The organism is Mycobacterium sp. (assembly GCF_035653355.1).
GTDB lineage: Bacteria > Actinomycetota > Actinomycetes > Mycobacteriales > Mycobacteriaceae > Mycobacterium.
On record NZ_DASRBZ010000122.1, the window covers coordinates 1 to 2,772 of the forward strand.

Below are 2,772 nucleotides of genomic sequence, written 5' to 3' on the forward strand. Positions count from 1 at the left end.
CGTTGCTCGCCAATCGGCCCGAATGCCTGATCATCGACTTGAGTCAAGTCTCGTTCATGGGCGCCGCCGGACTGTCGGTATTGATCAAGGCCAGAGGCACCGCCGCGCACCAGGGCACCGCACTCAAGCTCCGGAGCCTAAGCCGATGACCTTCGCTCGGGCGCGCGTGCCTGGCCGATTATCGTGAAATGTCCAGCGAGCAGGCCGGATACATCTCAGTAGTTTTCAGGCGCTGACAATGGTGCCTGAGGGCTGACGGCCAGGAGATCGCATGATCTTGAGCCCACGGGTGCTTCCCATCGTGAATGTGACGCTGTTGAATGCCGCCGGAACGGTGCAGTTTCAAGACGGCACCATCAACCTCGGCATCCCAGTCACGGTCATCGCCGGCGTGGCCATCGGCCCCCTCAGCCCACTTAAGAGCGTGTCTCACTTGGGTCATGGAGTGCTTTCCTACATGATCACCGGTCGTGGTGGACGAGTTGTCGCGTCGGTTGGTGCCCGATGAGTTGTGGGCGTTAGTCGAACCGTTGATCCCTGCGGCGAAGACACGGCCTCAGGGTGGTGGGATGTCGCGCGTTGACGATCGGGCGGTGTTTACCGCGATTGTGTTCGTGCTGACCAGCGGGTGTGCGTGGCGGCATTTACCGCCGAGTTTCGGGGTCACCGTGCCCACGGCGCATCGGCGGTTTAGCGAGTGGACCCGGGCCGGTTTGTGGCGGCGGCTGCATCATGCGGTGCTGGATGAACTAGGCAGTCGCGGATTGATCGACTGGTCCCGCGCCGTCGTCGACGCCGCTAGTGTCCGGGCCAAAAAAGGGGTCCGCTGACCGGACCCAATCCGGTGGATCGGGGCAAGGCCGGCTCAAAAATCCACGCCCTGTCCGACCGCGCCGGATTGCCCTTAGCCGTCGGTGTCTCCGCGGCCAACACCCACGACAATCACGCGCTCAAACCACTGGTCAAAGCCATCCCCGCGATCCGGTCACGGCGAGGCCCCCGACGAGCACGGCCCACCAAGCTGCACGCCGATAAGGCCTACGACGTCACCGTACTGCGCAGATGGCTACGTCAGCGAGGAATTACCCCCCGCATCGCTCGCAAAGGCGTCGAATCCAGCACCACCCTGGGCAAACACCGGTGGGTGATCGAACGCAGTATCGCCTGGCTGTTCGGCTACCGCCGGCTGACCATCCGCTACGAACGCCACGCCCACCTGTTCTGCGCCTTTCTCACCCTCGCCGCCGTGCTCACCTGCTACAAAAAACTCGCCAAAGCCAAATGAGACACGCTCTAAGCCAGGCTCACACTCACTAACTGCGGTATTCACACCCACCAGCCCCACCCAATTCCAGCGCTCAACCTCCAACACCATCACCGTCAGCTTGTAACCCGACACTTCGATCACCTGACCCGACGATCTCCTGCCACGTCCCACCGCTACTAGCAGCAGTTTTTCGTGGCGGGCCATACCAGGGGCGTCGAGGGTGCTCGTGGCCCAAGTCAAGCATCGGACGAGGAATTAAGCCCTTTGCTTCAGGATGATCACCCATTCAGGTCGGTAACGAACCGTGGCAGTCCCAGCGATGAGCAGGCCGTAGCCACCGACAGTAACCATCTGGGGAGAGCCAAGACATGAAGAAGTCACTTGCAGCGCTGGGCGTTGTCGGCGCGCTGTTTGTCGTGCTGGGAGCTGCCTGTAACGCGTCGCCGTCAACCTCCACGTCGGCACCCGTGTTATCGACGGTTTCCCCTCCGACTCCACCGCCCGCAACGACCTACAGCGCAACTCCGGCTATTTCGAGCCCAATGAGCAGCGCCGTGCCGCTCGGAACAACAAGCGGCACTCTGGTAGGCCAGACCGCCAGCTTTTCTGCCGGATCGACCAGCGGCGCTCGCGCCAGTTCTTCGACCGGATCTGCCGGCAGCTCGCCAACCAATCCAGCCAGCGGCTCATTTTCCGGATCGATTCCCAGCTCGCGCGGGGGTTCTTCCTCCGGATCGACCAACAGCTCCCCCGTCAGCCCGTCCGCCGGATCGACCAGCAACTCATCAGCAAGCTCGTCCGGCGGATCGACTGCCAACTCCTCGGCAGGATCAACTGCCGGATCGCCTTACTACGCCAACTGTGCAGCCGCCCGCGCCGCTGGTGTCGCGCCGCTACACAGAGGCGACCCTGGTTATCGATCCGGGCTTGACCGCGACAACGACGGTATCGCCTGTGAATGAAACCATTGCCGCACACTCATGAAATCAACAGCGTTTACTCCTCTATGATATGGGAGCCAAACGTAGAGCCGGAATTCGTCGACCTTCTGATTTTCAGGATTCAGGATAATAGTCGCCGAATACCGTAGACGTTACGACCCGCATTGACGCATAGATCCGAATGTCTATGAACATAGGCGAACGTGGACAGATGGATCACAGATGAGACCACTGGGCCACGCGCAGCAGGTCGCGGAGACCTCGTCCCGATACGTCGAACAGTTGCGGATTGCCCTGTCGCATCCCGGTGACAGGGCACCTGAGGCCACCAATGAGCGTTGACAACAAGGGCGTCCATGCCTGACCGGGTCATCCCGAGTGGAGCCACACGGGACGGGGACGACGCCCACCAATAGCGCCGGCCCGGCCCGTAGTCGGGAAACCTCAGCGGAGACTCGAAGCGGTATCGAGATCGTTGACTTAGTCTTTGAGTAGGGCGCGGGCCATGACGAGGCGTTGGATCTGGTTGGTGCCTTCATAGATCTGGGTGATCTTCGCGTCGCG

Annotated in this window: 6 protein-coding genes; 4 read left to right on the plus strand and 2 right to left on the minus strand. The window is 61.5% G+C overall.

Annotation, left to right across the window (positions count from 1 at the left end):
• Positions 1-2: 2 nt before the first annotated feature.
• From VFA16_RS23740 to VFA16_RS03835, 3 genes are all read left to right on the plus strand, one after another.
• The gene (locus VFA16_RS23740) at positions 3-149 is read left to right on the plus strand and encodes an STAS domain-containing protein (protein ID WP_414687633.1); all 147 of its coding nucleotides are present in this window, start codon (positions 3-5) and stop codon (positions 147-149) included.
• Positions 150-271: 122 nt separating this feature from the next.
• The gene (locus VFA16_RS03830; RefSeq protein ID WP_324966537.1) at positions 272-508 is read left to right on the plus strand and encodes a hypothetical protein; all 237 of its coding nucleotides are present in this window, start codon (positions 272-274) and stop codon (positions 506-508) included.
• A protein-coding gene (locus tag VFA16_RS03835) for an IS5 family transposase (RefSeq protein ID WP_414687634.1) occupies positions 483-1,285 on the plus strand; the annotation gives its coding sequence in 2 pieces (ribosomal slippage) (positions 483-819 and positions 819-1,285; 804 coding nt in all). Before VFA16_RS03830 ends, VFA16_RS03835 begins: the two co-directional genes overlap by 26 nt.
• Before the next feature lie 493 nt (positions 1,286-1,778).
• On the opposite strand, the gene VFA16_RS03840 is transcribed toward VFA16_RS03835, so the two are convergent.
• Complete coding sequence (locus VFA16_RS03840; RefSeq protein WP_324966540.1) at positions 1,779-2,084, minus strand: hypothetical protein; 306 nt, start codon at positions 2,082-2,084, stop codon at positions 1,779-1,781.
• On the opposite strand from VFA16_RS03840, the gene VFA16_RS23745 reads away from it, so the two are divergent.
• A complete protein-coding gene (locus VFA16_RS23745) occupies positions 1,969-2,229 on the plus strand; it encodes an excalibur calcium-binding domain-containing protein (RefSeq protein WP_414687635.1) in 261 nt (86 codons plus the stop codon). The genes VFA16_RS03840 and VFA16_RS23745 overlap by 116 nt on opposite strands.
• Positions 2,230-2,688: 459 nt before the next feature.
• Here the strand turns inward: VFA16_RS23745 and VFA16_RS03850 are convergent.
• A partial coding sequence (locus VFA16_RS03850) for an acyl-CoA dehydrogenase family protein (protein ID WP_324966539.1) occupies positions 2,689-2,772 on the minus strand: 84 nt, incomplete at its 5' end.